Source organism: Enterobacter cloacae complex sp. IR5402 (assembly GCF_049238125.1).
Lineage (GTDB): Bacteria > Pseudomonadota > Gammaproteobacteria > Enterobacterales > Enterobacteriaceae > Enterobacter > Enterobacter hormaechei_C.
Window position 1 is genome coordinate 139,678 of record NZ_JBMKHO010000005.1, and the last position, 17,040, is coordinate 156,717.

Here is a 17,040-nt window from a genome sequence, read left to right on the forward strand (position 1 = left end):
AGCACTTCTCTTCCGGTTAAGATAATCCACGTTACTTTCCAGAAGAAAAGGTAGTGGCATGAACAATATTGAAACGCAGTTACTTGAATCAGGTTTCACCGTAAAAGAATTAGCGTATCTGAACCGAAACATTAGCCGTTATGGTTCATCCCTGCTCGAGGTAGTGCTTGAGTTAGGTAAGCGATTTATCATGGTTCTGTGTATTACTGCGACTGTGGCCCTGATTTTCCTGGCGCTTCTTTTTTTCGCTGAACATTATAATATTGTTTCCGGTGGCATTTCTCTTTTCATCGTATTGATTATTGCCTGGTTTTTTCAACCCCCGATCATTACCTACAAAGCCTGGCGCTTCAGAAAGAAATACATTAGTTCTGTCCAGACGCATTAGAAATTAAATCAAACGAGACTTTTGCAGAGACACCCCAGCCGACAATTTTCATAGTGAGCGCTGCGCGATTCATTCCGTCGACTTTGCGGTAGAAATCCAGCGGGAGATAACGAAACAGACGCCATGATTCGGGTTTCCGGATGGCGCCAAATACCGTATAGACGCTTGCTGCCAGGCTTACGCTATTAAATACCCCAAGTGCTGATTCACGTTTAAATCCCATAAACTGAGCGATATCCATGACGCCATCTGCCAGCATACCTTCGGAGTTTGGTTGATGTTGAAGCGTTCTGTTAATTTCTTTTGAAATGGCATTTGCACCATCCATAACCAGAATCGCTCCTGCAAGCGCACCCACTGGATTCATTGTCATCATTGCACCAACACCTGCAACAATCTGTAACCCTGAAAGCACAACCTTAATCGATGAGATAACGTAACCGACGACTTTGTTATTTTCTTTAACCAGTTCAATCTGAGCAAAAAGCTGAGCTGTACGGGAGCGAAGCATTCTGCTTTGCTCAAGAAGACTTTCGTTCTCAGCCCGGATGTTTTTCAGGCATTCCATGCACTCCTCATCACTTCTGGCTGCCCGGGTAGCACTAAATTGTTGCATCACAAACTGCCGAATATCATCCATAAATTTAATCCGTGCGAGTCCGTCGCTGAGATGTTGCCCTCCGACAATATTCGCAGTATTGATGAGCTTGCGGGCTTCAAGATTTATCATTGTTTCAGCCCATGCGCGGGCGTTCTGACCAGGGAAAAGTACAATATCCATTTTAATTTTCTCATCTGATAACCAACGTTTACAGATTATCCTGGCATCAGAAACTGGCAACAATAAATTGGATAATCTGTCGCGAGCGCAGAATTCGCCGAAGGTATATACCGACGGAAATCATCTTCGTCGTTGATGGCGACCTTGAAAGTGGTGACAGCATAAAAGAAGTGCATTACCCCAGCCGCTCCATCCGTGTCTCCCCCTCCGCCATCGACAGCTGATACAGCGAAAACGATCGGTGCTTCTCAATCAAATGCGCCAGCTCCGGCGAGTGGCTGGTGAGCCAGATTTGCGAGTAGCGGCTGGCCTCGGCAATGAGGCTTGCCAGAGCGGGCAGCATCTGCGGATGCAGGCTGTTTTCCGGTTCGTTGAGGGCGATGAATGCGGGAGGGCGCGGGCTTAACAGCGCCACCGCCAGGCATAAAAAACGCAGCGTGCCGTCGGAGAACTCTGCCGGTTCCAGCGGTCTGCTCAGCCCCTCGCGCTGCATCATCATGCGGAAGCGCCCGCCGGTGTTGTCGCTGTAAAACACGCAGCCGGGGAAGGCCTGGTCGAGAATGCGCATCAGCAGCAGCTCGTCGCCAATTTCGACAATGGTCTGAAACGCGGCGGCCAGGTTCGCGCCGTCGCTGGCCAGCACCGGGGAGCGGAAACCCACCTGCGGCGCGCGGATCGCCGAGCCGGATGAAACGGAAAACTCATGATAAAAGCGCCAGTTACGCAGGGACTCGCGCATCTGCGACACTTCGGGGTAGAGGTGCGGTTCGCCGAGCTGCCCGAACACTGACTCGTTCTCATACAGCGTACCGCTGTGGGTCACTTTTTCGTGATGTACGTTGTTCAGGAATACGGCCTGATTCTTACGCTTCATCAGCTGTGACGACGGACGACGGTGCTGGCCGCTCAGCCAGATAGATTCCTCTTTGATCACCGGATCGAGCTGAAACTGTGAGGGGTAGGGCAGCTTTTCCACGAACCCGACCTGAAGCTCATATTCATAGGTTTCCGTTTCCACCGCCAGGTTCATGCGCCGCAGCTGGTCGCTGCGGGTTTTGCCCGCCCAGAACACTTTCAAAATGCCGCCCTCGTTTGCCAGCGCCTGGGAGAATTGCCCCTGCGCCGCGCTGTGCATCAGGTAAATCGCTTTATAAATATTGGATTTTCCGGTGCCGTTGGGGCCGAACACGATATTGAGTTGTTCCAGCTCAAGCGACATATCGCGAATTGAGCGGTAGTTTTGAATATGCAGATTTTTGATCATCGGGGTACTCCGCTGTGCACGCTTAACCTGTACAGAATTACAGTATTTTACGCTGGGTGCAAAAAAAAAGACGACAGTGAGGGTGTCGTCTAAACGGGGTACAGCTTTGGGCCTCTGTGGGTCAATGGGGCCTTCGCTTCTTTCTTATCAGGTAACGGCCAGACGCAGACCCAAATCATCAGGATAGGGATCAAAGTAGTTTTGCGTCATCAGATACCGGTCAGGGTATTCAGCCAGATAATGCTTAAGCAGCGTCAGCGGCGCGAGGATCGGCAGCAGTCCGTCCCGGTAATGCAGGATCACATCACGCAGTTCTCCGCGCTGGCGGCTGTTCAGCTGGTTACGGAAATAGCCCTGAATGTGCATCAGCACGTTAGTGTGATTCTTCCGCGAAGCAGGTTTTTTCAGGATGGTCATCAGTTTGTCGCGATAGGCCACGAAAAACGCGTCCAGATCGTCCCACTCGTGCAGTGATGCCACGAACGGGCCAATTTCACGGTAGCCTGCCTGATGGTGCGCCAGAAGCTGAAGCTTATAGCGGCTGTGAAAGTCCAGCAGAGCACGGCGCGTCAGGCCATTTTTACGCATTACGTTCAGTTCGTGGAGGGCAAAAACGCGCTCAACAAAGTTTTCCCGCAGTACCGGATCGTGCAGGCGACCGTCTTCTTCGACGGGCAGCCAGGGGAAAGTTTCAAGGAGGGCGGCGGTGAACAGCCCGACACCCTCCTTGCGGCCCCGGTTGCCGTTTTCGTCGTACAGCCGCACGCGCTCCATGCCGCAGCTGGGGGATTTTGCACAGACGATAAACCCCGACAGATCGCCGATTTTCGGCAGATAATCTGCCGTAAATGCGGCCATCTTCTGCGTGACGTCATCGTGGGGCGCTTTGCTGAACCGCATTTCTGTCTCGCCGCCGGTGGTCATCACCAGGCGCAGCGCCGGACGAGGCGTGGGCAGGCCGATAGCCATTTCAGGGCATACCGGGCGGAAAGCGACCCACTGCGCCAGCTCATCCATCACAAAGCCCATACGCTTATGCCCGCCGTCAAAGCGAACGGCGGAACCGGTCAAACATCCGCTAATACCCAGCACAGGTTTTGTTGTCATGGTGTGCACCTCCCGATCTCATATCTAAAAGTTACACAACAATGCGAGTTTGTCCAAGTATTGGCGGGATTATTTTTTAATCGTCTTTAAAATCAAGAGCAATCAGCTGCCCTTGTAGGTTGAGTAACCGTACTGGCTGAGCAGAAGCGGGATGTGCAGTTTTTCATTGGTGCGGGTGACGGTGAACAGCACCGGCACTTCCGGGAAGAAGGAGTCCAGCTTTTTGCCGTGGAAGTAATCGGCGGTTTTGAAGGTCACTTTATACACGCCAGGTGCCATATCCTGATCCTGCGGATAAAGCGATTTAATGCGCCCGTCGTGGTCGGTTTTACCGCTGGCAATCGGGGTCCACTTGTCCTGCTCCTGCTTCTCCAGCGTAACGGTCACATCTGCTGGCGGCATACCGGTTTGCTGGTCCAGAACGTGGACGCTCAGGGTGCCTGCCGGGGCGCTGAATGCGGCAGGCGCGAAAGCCATGGCAGCCAGCATCATCAGAGGGAGTGTCTTTTTCATCGTGTTTTCCTGTTGAGTTGTCGGTGACAGGAAAACGTTAGCACTCGCTGCGCGAAAAAATATTCAACTTTTCGTGAAGATTGCCACAGCAGAAAATAATCAGAGGATAATTACCTCAAGGGAAACCTGCTGCTGCCACTGCGCAACCTGCTTTTTCCGCGCGGCGGTGAGTTTGCCGCTGGTGACCAGCAGCCATTTGCGATCCGGGAAAATTTCCGGGGCCAGCGCGGCAGGGGGAACCGGCAGGATGTCGATGCGGTGGCCCTGGCCGGTGCGCGTTAACGCTTCGAGCCAGATTTCACACGGGTCGTTGAGGTACCAGCCGCTGATGAGAACGTTATCGCCCGGCGCTTTTTTATCGCCCTCAAGGCAAAACGAGGTATAGGCGATGAGGATGCCGTCGAGGATCTCACGCAGCGTCATGGCGGCGGCGACGTTGGCCGATATCTGGCTGCGCAACGGACGCAGCACGTTAGTGACCAGCTCTGGCCTTGGGTATTCGCGTCCGGCGTCGTAAATCATCTGACGCAGGGATTCAATTTTCCCCTCCTGCAACTTTTGCATCATGGCCTGTTGCAGGGTTTGCCAGTTATTGGCGCGGCGCGGCGCAGGGCGTTCCAGCAGTGATTTAACCTGACCGATGGGTACGCCTTTTTTTACCCAGTCGAGGATTTTCAGCGCCTGCTGAACGTCCTCATCGCTGTACAGGCGGTGACCGCCGTCCGTACGCTCGGGTTTGAGCAAGCCATAGCGTCGCTGCCACGCCCGCAGCGTGGTGGCGGTGATGCCGCTGAGTCTGGCGAATTCGCCGATGGAGTAAGCCATGTCTGCATCCGAAGAGAAGGAGTTGTCTCAATATACTACGAATATTCCCCGACGGGATGAAGCGCCGCACGGGTGCGCTACACTTAACGTCCAACCGCGTAAATGAAAGGAGTTCTCATGAGGCTATGGCCTGTAGTTACCGGTGTCGCCATTGCGCTGACTCTGGTTGCCTGTAAATCTCCCACGCCGCCGAAAGGCGTGCAGCCCATTACCGGCTTTGATGCCAGCCGCTATCTCGGCAAATGGTATGAAGTCGCCCGACTGGAAAACCGCTTTGAGCGCGGTCTGGAACAGGTCACCGCGACGTACGGCAAGCGCAGCGATGGCGGTATCAGCGTACTGAACCGCGGCTATGATCCGGTGAAGAACAAATGGAATGAGAGCGAAGGAAAGGCGTACTTTACCGGCGAACCGACTACGGCTGCGCTGAAGGTATCGTTCTTCGGCCCGTTCTACGGCGGCTATAACGTGATCAAGCTGGACGATAAGTACCAGTACGCGCTGGTCAGCGGCCCGAACCGTGACTACCTGTGGATTTTATCGCGCACCCCGACCATTCCGGATGCGGTAAAACAGGACTACCTGAACACCGCACGCGGTCTGGGCTTCCGGGTCGATCAGCTGGTGTGGGTGAAGCACTAACCTACTGATACGAAAAGGTGATGCTTGCCAGGGCATTGGCCGAGCCGGGGACCAGGTCTCCGGTTCGGATGTACTGCGCCTGGAACGGCAGGGATAGCGTTTGTGCTGCGCTGGTGGTCTGGATGAAAAACTGTCCCGTCGTGCCTGCGGCCGAGCTGTCTGGCCCCATCATCAGCGGCCCGGTACCGTTATAGAAAAACTGCACGCCAATGCCGGAGGCCGTGGAGTCCCCGGTCAGCGTCACGACCGACGAGATATTTGACGGTGTGGTCTGATCGGTCATCACTGCGTTAACCGCCACGTTCTCATCGCAGGTCAGGCTGACGTTAAACTCCCCCGACGGCGAGGTGCTGCCTACGCTGGGCAGCGTGTGAACATCAATGGTGCCCAGGTCGACGTTGGCGCTTTTTGTGCCTACCGTGCAGCCGCTTGCCGTCACCGTGATGGTGGTGGGGTTGATGATCACCTGCGCGGTTTTCACTTCGTTGTTATAGGCCGTCAGGATCGCCGCGTTAATGGTCGGGGTCTGGTATACGCCGGATTTCAGCGGAACGCCGGTCTTGATAAACGTCACTTTTGCCGACCAGCCCAGTGCGGTGGCGTAACCGTTAGTCCCATCGGCCGGATAGCTCTGCGTAATGCCCGTCTGCATCGGCACATAGGTGGTGCCGTTATAATCTTTGAGCCCAAGAATGAAGCCGATGCCGGGCACGCCCGTTTCAAATACCATGTAATTTGCGCCATCAAGAATAACCGTGATGCCGGTGGCGGTTATACTGCTGCTCGGCTCCAGCGTCCCTTTGGAGCAGGTAAATACCAGGCCGCACCAGAACACTTCCGAGACGCTCGCAGAGGCGCTCCATTCAGAGCCGATCGTCTTTCCAGGCACGATGGAGTCTGCCGGGCCGGACCATGACATGGGTGTTGGCGAAAGGGTGATATCCGATGTCCAGGAGAGGGCAAGTGCCTGAGAGGACATAAAAAACAGGGCTAAAAACAGTAAACGCATTATTGATACTCCGTCGTCCAGGTCGCCACTGCCGAAACGTCTCCGGCATTGACCGGCGCACCCGTGGCGGCCAGTCGCGCATAGAAGGTCATTTTTACGCTGTCATCCCCCGCCGCGCCGTAAGCAGCGGTTTGGGTGTCCAGCGGGATAAGTACGCTGTCTTTATCCAGAATCTGCACTGCCACGCCGGTCGCGCCACCGTCAGCGACTTTCAGAAGCTGCGGGTTTTCGTCATCCGGCGTACCGCTGAAGCGGATTTTCACGCCAGCAAAGGTGGGGCCGCACGCTTCAAGGGTGAGCGTGAAGGGCGTTTTGATATTGCTGACCGCCCCCGCCTCGCTAAATTGCTTCACGCCGAGGGTGCCCAGCGGCACGTTTTGCTCCTTCGAATCTTCCGAGACAATGCAGGTATTGCCGATCACGTTGCCGGTCACGGAAACCAGCACGTCATAGCCGCGCGCGGGGACGGTGATGACCATCAGCAGGATCAGGGGGAGGAAACGGACGGTTACTGACATATGGCCTCCTGGGAATAAAGCCCGGTGCGGGCGTGATAATTCTGCGGGTTCAACGCATAGCGGATCGTGCAGCGCTGGGCGCTGTCGCGTCCCCATACGGCATGCAAGGTTCCCTGCGCTGACAGGCCGGTCAGATACACGCTGCCGCCGTCGCCGACGATACCGCTGGCTTTGTCATCCTCTGACGAGACCAGCGTGCCGAAGGGGAGCACGTCTTTAGCGTGACGTACGATAAACATCGCTTTTGCTCCCTGACGCGTGGTGAGGGTGGCGCGAACCAGTGCCCCGTCGGTGGGAATTTTATTGGCGATGGCGTTCTCAAGTTCCACGTCATTGCCCACGGTGGTGACATCCAGCGCAACCTGATTAACGCGATACGGCGTGGCGTACGGGATCACCGCATAGCCCCGGCTGTCGGTTTTGATGCCCTTGTGGTTGAGCACGGCGACATGGCTGGCGCCCGGGGCTTTCACCAGAATATTGGTGTTCCCGAGCGGCTGGCTCAGCGTCAGACCATCCTCATGCAGCACCGCTCCGCCGCTCATCCCGTAGCTGAGGTTGCGGGAGTCACCGGCGTAGCTGTAGCCCAGGTTATAGTCTCCCCACGCGCCCTCGTATTGCAGCGCGGCATCGCCGCCGTAGTGCTGCTGCGCGCTGTAGCGCTGGTTGACGCTATAGAAAAGATTCTCCTGCCCCGGCAGATAACCACTGACACCGGTACTGGCGGTGGTGCCAGCGGGATCCGCATGGGTAGCGGTAAAACGGAGACGGGTCGACAGCGCCGGGTTACCCAGCGGCACCGACAGGGACAACGCGAGGATATTGTCTTTCTTGTTGTCGTACAGGCCAGAGCTACGCTGGGCGCTGATGCCAAGCGACAGGTTACGAAACGTCGCGTTCCACGCGAACTGCAAACTTTGCGTGGTTTTTGACGTATTCCAGTAGGTTTGTTGATCCCAGGACAGCGACAGCGCGCCGTATTCGCCCATCGGCTGCGACAACAGCAGCTGATTTTTTGCCTTACGCGACATATGCAGGTTGTAAACCGTGTCGTAGTGAGTGGTGACGGTGCCATCGTCTTCCACGGTCTGTTCTGGCGCTCCGCCCGCCATGCCTTTGTAAGTGGTATCGCTGAGAGTATAAAACCCTGCCGTTGAGTAACGCAGCGAGAAGAAATTGACCCGCGTCCCGATATCGTTCAGCAGCTTGCTGTACCGCAGGCGCACCGAATCACCGGTGTAGTGCTGGTTATCAGCCAGCTGGCTGCGGGCATGGGTGAGGTCGAGAGAGTAGGCGCCAAAGCGGCCGAGATTCTGCCCGATCCCGAAGGCCAGGCCGGTGTAGCGATCGGAAAACTGCGCCCCGCCATAAAACGTGAGGCCGTATCGCCAGCCCAGGAACAGCTCGCCCTGCGCGAAGGAGGGCGAGATCTGATTGCCCGCAGGGCGGTATTTCCCCGCACCCAGAGCATATTTGACCTGACCGTTACGCACCAGATTCGGCACGCTGGCAAAGGGCAGGGTGTATTGCGTCTGGCTACCGTCGCTCTCCTGAATGGTGACCGCGAGATCGCCGCCGGAAGAGGTCGGATAGAGATCTTTCAGCACAAACGCCCCCGGCGGAACGGAGGTTTGATAGATGACGTTACCGTTCTGGCGAACCGTCACCGTGGCATTGCTGCGCGCGATGCCGCGCACTTCAGGCGCGTAACCGCTCAGGCTGGCGGGCAACATATTGTCATCGGTCTTCAGGGCAATCCCACGCAGGCCAACGGCGTCAAACACCTGCGAGGAGGTGAACGTTTCACCGGCATAAACCTGGGCACGCAGGGCGCGGATATCCCGCTGTAGCCAGGTCTGGACGTGGGTGAGCTCGTTACTCTCTTTGGTCCACGTGGTGAAATCACGCAGCCGCCATGCGCCCAGGTTGGCGCCGCTGTTCAGGCTCACAAACAGCTGTTGTTCCCGCGTGCGCGTCTCGCCCCGGTAGTCATTATTCGCGCCATTGACCACATAGTTCAGCCACGCGGCAGGGATGCCGGACTCCCAGCTCTCCGGGCTGACGTATCCGCGCGGCAGAGCGCGCATCGCGCTTTGCGGTACGGTGAAGTTGAGGGTAAGCGTCCTCTGGTCAAAATCAAACCGGGTATCGGCGAATGACTGGGTTAAAAAAATGCAGCGCTGCGCAGGCGGCAGCTCACCCCCTTTAGCCTGACGGCTGTCGATGCCAAGTGCGGCGAATTGTGCAGGCGTAAGGCACGGCAGGGCTTCACCGGCGGTGCTTTCAGCGACGCGAAACGTGACGTTACCTGTGAACGCGAACTGGGTATTGATATACACGTTAAGATTGTACTCGCCCGGCGGCAACGCGCTCCCGGCGTTGACCCAGGCGAGATCGGCGCTGTTGGCGCGCTCGCCGTTGAGAAACGCAGGATTAAATTGCAGCTCGCTTTCGGCAGCCACGGCTTGCCGAATCACCAGGGCGATCGCCGTGGCGCACAGGATTTTAATTTTCATGTGGTCACGCCTTACTGTTTTTATTATTGGGACAATGACGTGCGGGTGACGGGCGTCCAGGCCCCATAATCGTTAATCGTCTGGTAGCTCATGCTGCTCGCATGGCTGAAGGTGTCTGCCAGCGTCACGCTGGCTTTCGGCGGTACCATGACGGGCGATACCGGCCTGCCATCAATTTTCACGTTAATGGTGGTGAGGTAATACGGCGTTGGGTTGGTCAGCGTGACCTTGCCCGCGCGGTAGGCGCCGGCAAGGTTTTTCCATGCCTCCCCTGCACCTTCCCTGAGCCGCTCCGGGCGATAAAAGACCTTGATGCGGTTGGCAGAGGCGAATTGCAGCGAATTGCCGGAACCGTTTTTAACCTGCTGTGGGATAGCTTTGACCGTCATCCAGTACAGCGTCTCGCGATCGGCTGGCAGGGCGTCACCGCTGAACATGATTTTCACCGCGCTTTCGCTGGCGGGCTTCATGACGTACAGCGGCGGCGTGATGACGAAGTCGTTGGTACGGCTCCCTTTCTCGTCTTCCATCCATGACTGGATCAGGAACGTGGCATCAGGGTGGGTATTTCTTACCTGCATCATCGTCTGCGTAGCCGCGCCGGTGTAGATCAGCCGCGTTGCGCCTAACCCCACGCCGCCTGCATACACGGCGGATGAACATAACGTGCCAGCCAGACAAATCCATGTGTTTACGCGCATAGTGCGTCTCCTGAAAGCTGAGTCAGACCCGGCCAGCAGACCGGGCCTGAAGATTACGAATAGGTCACGGTGTAGGTGGCGACCGCGCTGGCATCACCCGCCGTGGCGTTGCCCAGTGGGGAGTAATATTTCGCGCTGAAGTTCAGGGTGTTCGCCCCCGCACGCAGGGGGATCGCTGCTGCCGGCTCACCCAGCCTGACGACGTTGCCCTGTTCGTCATAAAGACGGATAGCGACATGCTGCGCCGAGCCCGCGCCGCCGTTTACTCCCGCGGCCAGGCTATTGACATCGGTACTGTCCGGCGTACCGGTGAAGGTGATAGCCACGGTCGTTGCGGCGATGGGGTTATTTTCCGTGGACGCGGAGGTATCGGCGATTTCGCAATCTTCCAGGGTGATGGAGAAGGCTTTTGCGGTACTGGCTTCACTGCCTGCGGCAGCCAGCGTGGCGGTACGCACTTCCCCCATGTCGACGTCGATATTGGCGCTACCGGCGCTGATGGCACAGGCGGAGGTCACCACTTTACCGCTGAAGTTAACCGTGCCGCCGCTGGTGGTGGCTGCCAGTGCTGAGCCCGCTGGCAGCAGGGCGGCAATGCTTAATGCCAGCAGAGAATGGCAAGTAAGGCGTGCTTTCATTTCATAATTCCTTGATTTTTTTATTACGAGATTTGCTCTGAAAGCGGCAGGTCTAACTGGTTAAAAAGACCAGCAAATCTGTCTTATTCCTGAGCCCGAGTTTCCTTATCGCTGAGCTTTTTAAGGCGCTCACGCGGCGATAAGAAAGTTTCTCCAGTTCTGCGATGTAACGTATATCCAGTCCGTTCCTGAGTTCCTTTAATACCCTCCTTTCTCCAGGCGTCAGCGATAACGCCGCTGGCTGCTTTTGGGGCCGATAATGGCTATCGACCATTTTTGCTAGCTTTATCCGCCACTGATAAACCGTGTTCTGTAGCGAGATATAGGCATCAATATCTTCCCGGACCCATAACAGGGAATGGGCAGAGGTTGAGTACAGGCAGATCATCACTTCAGGCTGCGTGGCTTTGATTTTTTTTAAATATTTCAGTGAGTCATACCCTGTATGGTATTTCTCTGCGCCAGATATAAATAAGATATCGACACGAATCGACGACAGCGCCTTATCCAGTTCCTGATAACCTCCTTCGATGATAATGATGTGAAGGTCGTCGCGGATGCTGCTTAATAATGTTTTAATGCCGTTTCTTGCATAATGATCGCCGCCCATCAGTGCAACAGTTATATGCTGTGTTATTTGGCTATTGTTCGTCATGTTATTCCTCGATTTATAATAGTAAACAGGCGAATTATTTATAAGGTTATCGCCAGTATTCTCGAAGCAATGACGTATTGCATAGTGTAGGCCTACTATACGTCGGCCAATAAAGAGGTAATCTGAATTAATCTAAAATTGTATTAATTACTAAGATCGAGACCGGTTACGACGCTTCCCTCTGATTGGTCTTATTCCGCTTCGCTTTCTGTAAATTATGATAGCTTCTATTTTTAATGAAAATTTAGCTTTGATAAATGTTTTGTAAGGAGTTTGTCGTCTGGTGTCAGTGCGGGTGTGAAGTTGCTGACGGGGAATAACAATTTACGAATGTTATCATCGATAAAAACTGATAGAACGGTGGCTGAAAAGCATACAAAAACCATATAAGTTATTGATATTGTTCTGGTTGAGAAAAGTTAAGGCTTAAGGGTGCTGAATATTTCAGACACGCATGTCCGTGGCGTACAATGTTTTTTTATGTAGGTATTTGTCAATGTCAAGAGGCGAGGAGTGCGCCAAAAGGTGAGGCTCTGATAAATGAGATGCTGCCGGTAGTGAGATACTTCTGTGGAGCGGAAATTCACTTCACAAAACATCAGAATGAGGATGATCGCGGATGAAGTGGCTCTGCAAGCCGCATTCTACAAGGGTTGAGTTCTTATGCAGGTTCAGTGAAGCTTAAGGGATGAAATATAAATTAAGATTTTTCGCCAATGGCGAAGATATACAGCATGCCGTTAATCAGTCACATTAATCCCGACGTGAATGTCATCCCATACATGCGGTGACCCAGGTTCAACATCTGTTAACCGGAGAATTCATACTGCCCCTATGCATAAGCATTACATTATAAATAATATCGTCGAATTTCATCCTGCGGCCAGCACGTTACGTGATATCAACAATCCTGACCGTGTGGTTGTGTTAAATTCGCCAGCAGGCCGATGCCTGTTGTTATTAATCGACAGAGCGGGGTCGATTGTCACTCAGCAAGAGTTCCTTGATATTGTCTGGCAAAGCCGCGGCATGCTTGTCTCCTCCAATACCTATTACCAGAACATCTCCATCCTGCGCAAAGGGCTCAAAAAGATTGGTTTTGAAACTGACCCTATCGTTACCATTCCGCGGATTGGGTTGACGCTGGCAAGCGACACGCAAATAACCGTCAGAGAGTCTTCACCTGTCGCGCCTCAACCCGCAGAGGAACAATGTGTGGAGGCGCCAGCGATCGAGGAGGTCTCTGCATCCTCCGCGCCAGCAACGCCCGTTGCCAGGAAGCCCACGCGCTGGCTGGCTGTTGTCATGGGGCTATTGATCGTCCTGGCCGGGGCAGGCGTGACGGGATATATGAACGCCACAGAAAACCGTTTTGTTGAGGATTACCGTTTTGCGGCATCCGTCGGAGCCTGTCGCGTTTATCTTGCGAACGACATTCAGACTCACGCTGAACGCGCTTCCGCGCTGACCTATGTGGAACAATTCAAGGCTGAATGCGCGCAATATCCCTGGGTTTACATCAGCTGGTACGCTCTGCTTCCTCGTGCGTCGGTTATTCGCTGCGACCGGCCAATGAAAGAACCGAACCGCTGTATATCTGATTATTTCCTGAAGGATAGCTAGCATGACTCGTTTTCGGCAGATGCTGTATATCATCGTGACGGGCCTCGTCACCGCAGGCGTGCTGACGGGCTATTACCTGTGGCACCGAACTTACGTTCAGCCTTTTTCATGCAAGGCTAATCTGGTCCAGCACCATCCGGATGAGACGCTGACGGTCTGGCTGAATTACACCTTCGACGGGAAATTCGGCACCCTGAGCATGAATGGCCGGGCAAAGAGCGATCCGGGTAAAACCATCGACAGGAAAATTTCCTTTCGGGTGGAGAGGCAAGATCATCTCTATTTGCTGACGTCAGAAAAAAATATGACGTTCCCGGACGATAATGTTGACGACAGCTGGCTGGAAAAATATGAACCGCAATTTTTTGTCTATCCGGGCAAGAGTATTTATATGCGGATCAATGAACAACATAATGGTAACTATATCTTTACCTTAGGAACATTACCGACATATGTGTGTCGTGGTTCAAAAAAAGAATGATATAAACGAGAAAAACATTATATTTTCCTCCCTTCTCATTTATGCTTGATTTAAAATATCAGGAATATCTTAGAAATATAAAGTGCGACAGATCATGTTGCGATAATGTAATTAATTTTAAATTTGGCAAGCAAATGAAAAGTGTATTTGACTCCTCCGATAGGGGGAAATCAGTACCGGAAAAGTGTCTGCATATTGGGTTGATATTATGGCCCCGTTATTCACTCCTGGCCGTCTCCGGATTGCTGGAGGCGCTGCGTTATGCAGCGAAAGCTCAGGATAAATTAGCATTTAAAATCAGCCTGATAAGTGAATTTCCTGATATCCCGATTATCAGCAATGCGGGGATTATCATGAGACCGGATTCCACCCATGCGCCGCCGGACAGTTTTAACTACCTTGCTGTTATCGGCGGTGAATTGCAGTATCTGGACTTAGGGTATCAGGGGGATAAAGCGTATCTGGCACATGCCCACCATGCCGGGGTTCCGCTCATTGGCATTGGCACCGGCAGTTTTGTCCTCGCACAGGAAGGATTGCTGAATGAACGACGAGCGTCCATCCATCCTTTCCACCTTGATGCATTTCGGCAGGCTTTCCCGCTGGTTTATGCTGAGCAAGGGTATGATTTCATCGACGATGGCGATGTGCTGACCTGCCCGGGCGGTATTTCCACCCTGACGCTGGCAACTGAGCTTATCCGCGCCCATGCCGGGGATGATATCGCCAGCACCACCTGCCAGCGTTTGTCGCTCGTTCCGCATGAAATTGCCACCCCACGTCCGGCGAATCTTGCGCTTATCCCTGACTCGCGGTTGCGCCGCGCCGTCATGCTGATTGAACAGTTCCTGACCCGGCCGCTCACCACCGCCGGGCTTGCGCGAGAAGTGGCATTGAGTGAACGCCAGCTCAACCGCCTGTTCCACGCAGAATTCGGCAAAACGGCCCGCGAATTTATCCGCAGCGCCAGGCTGCGCTATGCTTGCTGGCTGCTGAAGAACTCACAGCAAAGCGTGACGGATATTGCGCAGCGGATGGGATTCAGCGACTGCGCGCACTTTATTCGTCATTTCCAGACGGAGTATGGTTGTACGCCTGGCGTGTGGCGCACGTCGCAGAGCTGAATATCATTACATTGCTGCCCTGAAACTTTACTCAACCGGAATATCACCATGAAAATAGAAGCCGCACACCCCTCGCAATTTGAACGCCTCGTCGCAGTCTGGGAGTCGTCAGTTCGCGCCACGCACCGCTTTTTGCAGGAAAGCGATATCGCGGCGCTGCGTCCGTTATTGCTCAACGCATATTTGCCTAATCTCAGGGTTGTGATTGCCCGGGATGACGTGGGTATTATTCACGGCTTTTTGGGCGTGGATAAAAATCGCATTGAAATGCTGTTTGTGGATGATGCGAGCCGGGGGAGGGGTATCGGGAAAATGCTGCTGCAATATGCCATCGCAGAATTCGGCGTAAATGAAGTGGATGTGAACGAGCAGAATCCGCAGGGGGTGGCGTTTTATCGTCATATGGGGTTTGAGCAGGTCGGGCGCTCGGCACTGGACGGGCAGGGGAATCCGTTTCCGCTGTTGCATATGAAGCTGAGCAGAAATACCGGGATTAGCGCTTAGCCTGCTTATCCCATTTTAATAAGCCGACAATATCTTTCTCACCTTCGGCCTCTTTCAGCAGGCGCTGCTTTTTTTCAAACTCAATGTATTCTGAGCACGCCTTTTCATCAGCCGCTTTCTTGCTGATTTTTCCTGCGCCTTCTAAAACGTCCCGGTCGTTGAATTGCAGGAACTGATCGAGCTTGGTTTGCCAGTCTCGTAAAAATACCTGCTTGCGGCGTTTGGCCTGATCTTCGGCAAAATCGAGCCACATATTAACGACGCGATTAAGCTCGCTCACCTCATCCTGAGACAGATAATTTTTTGCGGTGGTGACATCGCTTTTACGGACTTCTTCGCCTTTATAGCTGGTCAACCCCATATGCGGTTGAGTGGCGTCCGCACGTTGGTGAATCAACTCAGCAGCGGTGTGCCCAGTGCAGGCAAAATGCAGTTTATTCTGGATGGTCTGAAAGAATTGCGTGGTTTCTTTGAGCGACGGCTGATAGTCAGCGGCTAATGCGAAAATCTCCCTCACGCGAAGATAGACCCGGCGTTCGCTGGCTCGTATATCGCGAATGCGTTCCAGCATTTCATCGAAATAGTCAGGTACGGCGGAAGATCCCACAGGCGGATTTTTCAGGCGCTCGTCGTCCATAACGAAGCCTTTAACCAGGTATTCCTGTAGCGTTTGGGTGGCCCACTGGCGGAACTGTGTACCTCGCGTGGATCGGACGCGATAGCCGATGGCGAGAATGACGGGCAGGCTATAGTGAAGTGTGTTGCGATTGACCTTGCGCTGACCTTCTTGCTGAACTTGTAAGTAAGCCTTACAAGTTGCTTTTTGTTCAAGCTCACCTTCTTCGTAAATAGCTTTAATATGCTGAGTAATAGCTTGAGGGGTGACCTGGTAAAGAGACGCAATGGCTGCTTGCGACAGCCAGAGTGTTTCATGTTCAAAGCGACATGTGATGCGAACCGTTCCATCATCACTGGCAAACATAACAAATTCGCCTGCCGGGGATTGGATTACGTCTTTATCTGCCATGTCGCCTCCACATCTAATGCACCAGGCAGGTAGTATGCCAGAAACAGCCGCTAAGCCAGGTGGTTTGTATTTGATTTTGCGAGGCGCTTTCCAGCATGTGGAATTTGGATCGCTGCAAGCGCTTTCTCTATCTCAATAAGCTTTGCTTTCGTCCGTTTATAATCATCCTGCAACCTCTGCTCCTGCTCGTTATACGCCACCAGAACGATGCATCCTTTCATGACCTTTACCGTGACCTGCTGTCCGGTATCAAACCCCGCCGCGCGCAGCCACTTGCCGGAAAGGATGATTTTCGGCGTAGATTTGTCGAAAACATTCGGGCGGTATCCCACAATTAACGAACGCTCGGTTCCGGATTGGTCGGTGTCTGGGGTAGAATGCGAATCAGCCATAATCAACTCCTTGATAGTTGGTGAGGTTAGCTCTCGTCCGGTATTGCGAGTACTTGGCGAGGGCGTTTCAATGTGAGGTTTTCGTATGTTAAGGTACGTACCTCGATGATGATATTTTGCTCTTTTAGGTACGTACATGTCAACAGCTAAACGCGACCCTAACAAATCTAAATCCGGCAAAGCACCGACGTTTCAGATTCGTATTACGCCGGAATTGAAGGCGCAGTTTGAGGAAGCAGCAAAAAATGAAGGGATGAGTTTAGGGAACTGGCTGAAAAGTTTGGGTAGAAAAGAGTTGTTAAGATTAAGTGAATTTTCGCATAAATAATTGC

The 17,040-nt window shown here is 53.6% G+C and carries 20 protein-coding genes; 7 read left to right on the forward strand and 13 right to left on the reverse strand.

What is annotated here, in order from left to right; genetic code table 11:
- Window positions 1-58: 58 nt before the first annotated feature.
- Window positions 59-388 carry a hypothetical protein gene (locus ACOTXL_RS11095; protein ID WP_023315117.1) on the forward strand — a complete coding sequence of 110 codons (330 nt, stop codon included), beginning with the start codon at window positions 59-61 and terminating at the stop codon, window positions 386-388.
- Here the strand turns inward: ACOTXL_RS11095 and ACOTXL_RS11100 are convergent.
- From ACOTXL_RS11100 to ACOTXL_RS11120, 5 genes are all read right to left on the reverse strand, one after another.
- Window positions 366-1,169 (reverse strand): DUF4225 domain-containing protein, encoded by an 804-nt coding sequence (locus ACOTXL_RS11100; protein WP_022646593.1) that lies wholly within the window; start codon window positions 1,167-1,169, stop codon window positions 366-368. The genes ACOTXL_RS11095 and ACOTXL_RS11100 overlap by 23 nt on opposite strands.
- A gap of 175 nt (window positions 1,170-1,344) precedes the next feature.
- The gene (locus ACOTXL_RS11105) at window positions 1,345-2,433 is read right to left on the reverse strand and encodes an AAA family ATPase (protein ID WP_006812462.1); all 1,089 of its coding nucleotides are present in this window, start codon (window positions 2,431-2,433) and stop codon (window positions 1,345-1,347) included.
- A gap of 147 nt (window positions 2,434-2,580) precedes the next feature.
- A complete protein-coding gene (locus ACOTXL_RS11110) occupies window positions 2,581-3,540 on the reverse strand; it encodes a YbgA family protein (protein WP_022650125.1) in 960 nt (319 codons plus the stop codon).
- Between the two features lie 102 nt (window positions 3,541-3,642).
- The gene (uraH, locus tag ACOTXL_RS11115) at window positions 3,643-4,053 is read right to left on the reverse strand and encodes a hydroxyisourate hydrolase (protein WP_022650126.1); all 411 of its coding nucleotides are present in this window, start codon (window positions 4,051-4,053) and stop codon (window positions 3,643-3,645) included.
- Window positions 4,054-4,152: 99 nt separating this feature from the next.
- Window positions 4,153-4,878, reverse strand: a complete 726-nt coding sequence (locus tag ACOTXL_RS11120; RefSeq protein WP_022650127.1) for a MerR family transcriptional regulator — start codon at window positions 4,876-4,878, stop codon at window positions 4,153-4,155.
- A gap of 117 nt (window positions 4,879-4,995) precedes the next feature.
- Here ACOTXL_RS11120 and ACOTXL_RS11125 point away from each other — a divergent pair, with 117 nt between their 5' ends.
- Window positions 4,996-5,520 carry a lipocalin family protein gene (locus ACOTXL_RS11125; RefSeq protein WP_003860954.1) on the forward strand — a complete coding sequence of 175 codons (525 nt, stop codon included), beginning with the start codon at window positions 4,996-4,998 and terminating at the stop codon, window positions 5,518-5,520.
- Window position 5,521: 1 nt separating this feature from the next.
- Here ACOTXL_RS11125 and ACOTXL_RS11130 read toward each other — a convergent pair whose 3' ends face one another.
- The 6 genes from ACOTXL_RS11130 to ACOTXL_RS11155 are packed head-to-tail and all read right to left on the reverse strand — an operon-like array spanning window position 5,522 to window position 11,557.
- Window positions 5,522-6,529 carry a fimbrial protein gene (locus ACOTXL_RS11130; RefSeq protein WP_022650128.1) on the reverse strand — a complete coding sequence of 336 codons (1,008 nt, stop codon included), beginning with the start codon at window positions 6,527-6,529 and terminating at the stop codon, window positions 5,522-5,524.
- Entirely contained in the window at window positions 6,529-7,047 is a 519-nt protein-coding gene (locus ACOTXL_RS11135; RefSeq protein WP_022650129.1) for a fimbrial protein, read from the reverse strand. The genes ACOTXL_RS11130 and ACOTXL_RS11135 overlap by 1 nt, the downstream gene beginning before the upstream one ends.
- A complete protein-coding gene (locus ACOTXL_RS11140; protein ID WP_045332979.1) occupies window positions 7,038-9,563 on the reverse strand; it encodes a fimbria/pilus outer membrane usher protein in 2,526 nt (841 codons plus the stop codon). The genes ACOTXL_RS11135 and ACOTXL_RS11140 overlap by 10 nt, the downstream gene beginning before the upstream one ends.
- Window positions 9,564-9,586: 23 nt before the next feature.
- On the reverse strand, window positions 9,587-10,264 hold the full coding sequence (locus ACOTXL_RS11145) for a fimbrial biogenesis chaperone (protein ID WP_045350366.1): 678 nt from the start codon (window positions 10,262-10,264) through the stop codon (window positions 9,587-9,589).
- 53 nt (window positions 10,265-10,317) lie between these two features.
- Window positions 10,318-10,902 (reverse strand): fimbrial protein, encoded by a 585-nt coding sequence (locus tag ACOTXL_RS11150; RefSeq protein WP_023315123.1) that lies wholly within the window; start codon window positions 10,900-10,902, stop codon window positions 10,318-10,320.
- A 52-nt stretch (window positions 10,903-10,954) separates the two neighbouring features.
- A complete protein-coding gene (locus ACOTXL_RS11155) occupies window positions 10,955-11,557 on the reverse strand; it encodes a helix-turn-helix domain-containing protein (RefSeq protein WP_045350365.1) in 603 nt (200 codons plus the stop codon).
- Window positions 11,558-12,391: 834 nt separating this feature from the next.
- On the opposite strand from ACOTXL_RS11155, the gene ACOTXL_RS11160 reads away from it, so the two are divergent.
- The 4 genes from ACOTXL_RS11160 to ACOTXL_RS11175 all read left to right on the forward strand — a co-directional run bounded on the left by ACOTXL_RS11160 (window position 12,392) and on the right by ACOTXL_RS11175 (window position 15,289).
- Window positions 12,392-13,180: a winged helix-turn-helix domain-containing protein gene (locus tag ACOTXL_RS11160; protein WP_022650133.1), complete on the forward strand. Its 789-nt coding sequence runs from the start codon at window positions 12,392-12,394 to the stop codon at window positions 13,178-13,180.
- Window position 13,181: 1 nt separating this feature from the next.
- Entirely contained in the window at window positions 13,182-13,661 is a 480-nt protein-coding gene (locus ACOTXL_RS11165) for a hypothetical protein (protein ID WP_045350364.1), read from the forward strand.
- A gap of 353 nt (window positions 13,662-14,014) precedes the next feature.
- On the forward strand, window positions 14,015-14,785 hold the full coding sequence (locus ACOTXL_RS11170) for a GlxA family transcriptional regulator (protein WP_263740538.1): 771 nt from the start codon (window positions 14,015-14,017) through the stop codon (window positions 14,783-14,785).
- A 48-nt stretch (window positions 14,786-14,833) separates the two neighbouring features.
- Window positions 14,834-15,289, forward strand: a complete 456-nt coding sequence (locus tag ACOTXL_RS11175; protein ID WP_045350363.1) for a GNAT family N-acetyltransferase — start codon at window positions 14,834-14,836, stop codon at window positions 15,287-15,289.
- On the opposite strand, the gene ACOTXL_RS11180 is transcribed toward ACOTXL_RS11175, so the two are convergent.
- Together ACOTXL_RS11180 and ACOTXL_RS11185 are read right to left on the reverse strand one after the other, a co-directional pair.
- The gene (locus ACOTXL_RS11180) at window positions 15,279-16,316 is read right to left on the reverse strand and encodes a virulence RhuM family protein (protein WP_045350362.1); all 1,038 of its coding nucleotides are present in this window, start codon (window positions 16,314-16,316) and stop codon (window positions 15,279-15,281) included. The two genes, ACOTXL_RS11175 and ACOTXL_RS11180, sit on opposite strands and share 11 nt — an antisense overlap.
- Window positions 16,317-16,366: 50 nt before the next feature.
- Window positions 16,367-16,708, reverse strand: coding sequence for a SymE family type I addiction module toxin (locus ACOTXL_RS11185; RefSeq protein WP_045350361.1), 342 nt, complete (start codon window positions 16,706-16,708; stop codon window positions 16,367-16,369).
- A 136-nt stretch (window positions 16,709-16,844) separates the two neighbouring features.
- Between ACOTXL_RS11185 and ACOTXL_RS11190 the strand changes: the two genes are divergently transcribed.
- Window positions 16,845-17,036 carry a toxin-antitoxin system HicB family antitoxin gene (locus ACOTXL_RS11190; RefSeq protein ID WP_072050212.1) on the forward strand — a complete coding sequence of 64 codons (192 nt, stop codon included), beginning with the start codon at window positions 16,845-16,847 and terminating at the stop codon, window positions 17,034-17,036.
- Window positions 17,037-17,040: the final 4 nt, after the last annotated feature.

Coding starts and splice junctions, on each gene's coding strand:
- ACOTXL_RS11125 (WP_003860954.1), top strand. CDS start 4,996: ATGAGGCTATGGCCTGTAGTTACCGGTGTCGCCATTGCGCTGACTCTG.
- ACOTXL_RS11165 (WP_045350364.1), top strand. CDS start 13,182: ATGACTCGTTTTCGGCAGATGCTGTATATCATCGTGACGGGCCTCGTC.
- ACOTXL_RS11135 (WP_022650129.1), bottom strand. CDS start 7,047: ATGTCAGTAACCGTCCGTTTCCTCCCCCTGATCCTGCTGATGGTCATC.
- ACOTXL_RS11120 (WP_022650127.1), bottom strand. CDS start 4,878: ATGGCTTACTCCATCGGCGAATTCGCCAGACTCAGCGGCATCACCGCC.
- ACOTXL_RS11160 (WP_022650133.1), top strand. CDS start 12,392: ATGCATAAGCATTACATTATAAATAATATCGTCGAATTTCATCCTGCG.
- ACOTXL_RS11140 (WP_045332979.1), bottom strand. CDS start 9,563: ATGAAAATTAAAATCCTGTGCGCCACGGCGATCGCCCTGGTGATTCGG.
- ACOTXL_RS11095 (WP_023315117.1), top strand. CDS start 59: ATGAACAATATTGAAACGCAGTTACTTGAATCAGGTTTCACCGTAAAA.
- uraH (WP_022650126.1), bottom strand. CDS start 4,053: ATGAAAAAGACACTCCCTCTGATGATGCTGGCTGCCATGGCTTTCGCG.
- ACOTXL_RS11130 (WP_022650128.1), bottom strand. CDS start 6,529: ATGCGTTTACTGTTTTTAGCCCTGTTTTTTATGTCCTCTCAGGCACTT.
- ACOTXL_RS11190 (WP_072050212.1), top strand. CDS start 16,845: ATGTCAACAGCTAAACGCGACCCTAACAAATCTAAATCCGGCAAAGCA.
- ACOTXL_RS11100 (WP_022646593.1), bottom strand. CDS start 1,169: ATGGATATTGTACTTTTCCCTGGTCAGAACGCCCGCGCATGGGCTGAA.
- ACOTXL_RS11155 (WP_045350365.1), bottom strand. CDS start 11,557: ATGACGAACAATAGCCAAATAACACAGCATATAACTGTTGCACTGATG.
- ACOTXL_RS11175 (WP_045350363.1), top strand. CDS start 14,834: ATGAAAATAGAAGCCGCACACCCCTCGCAATTTGAACGCCTCGTCGCA.
- ACOTXL_RS11110 (WP_022650125.1), bottom strand. CDS start 3,540: ATGACAACAAAACCTGTGCTGGGTATTAGCGGATGTTTGACCGGTTCC.
- ACOTXL_RS11170 (WP_263740538.1), top strand. CDS start 14,015: ATGAGACCGGATTCCACCCATGCGCCGCCGGACAGTTTTAACTACCTT.
- ACOTXL_RS11105 (WP_006812462.1), bottom strand. CDS start 2,433: ATGATCAAAAATCTGCATATTCAAAACTACCGCTCAATTCGCGATATG.
- ACOTXL_RS11145 (WP_045350366.1), bottom strand. CDS start 10,264: ATGCGCGTAAACACATGGATTTGTCTGGCTGGCACGTTATGTTCATCC.
- ACOTXL_RS11150 (WP_023315123.1), bottom strand. CDS start 10,902: ATGAAAGCACGCCTTACTTGCCATTCTCTGCTGGCATTAAGCATTGCC.
- ACOTXL_RS11185 (WP_045350361.1), bottom strand. CDS start 16,708: ATGGCTGATTCGCATTCTACCCCAGACACCGACCAATCCGGAACCGAG.
- ACOTXL_RS11180 (WP_045350362.1), bottom strand. CDS start 16,316: ATGGCAGATAAAGACGTAATCCAATCCCCGGCAGGCGAATTTGTTATG.